The 255-nt window shown below is 34.5% G+C and carries 1 protein-coding gene; it reads right to left on the reverse strand.

The genetic code is table 11. The features are described from left to right. Positions 1-255 (reverse strand): RhuM family protein (gene rhuM / locus D1841_RS18050; RefSeq protein WP_166554370.1); only part of this gene is annotated, 255 nt, incomplete at both ends.

A 255-nucleotide genomic window follows, 5' to 3' on the forward strand; every position in this document is an offset into this window, starting at 1 on the left:
ATCTAAATACGCCATAACGATTTTATTTAACGCATCTATTTCTTTTTCGTTTAAATAATTCTTTGCAACCTCTACATCAGAACGTTTAATCTCCTTTCCAGCCCATGCTGTTAATCCCATATTGTCTTTGTCCGCATCTGCCCGTTGATAAATTACTTCTGCTGCTGTTTGCTTATGAGCTGCCCAGTGCATTTTATTTTGTACTTGTTTAAAAAATATAATTGAATTCTCTGCTTTCGGATTGTAATCAATGCT

This window comes from Neglectibacter sp. X4, assembly GCF_009917365.1.
In the GTDB taxonomy this organism is placed as follows: Bacteria; Bacillota; Clostridia; order Oscillospirales; family Acutalibacteraceae; genus Acutalibacter.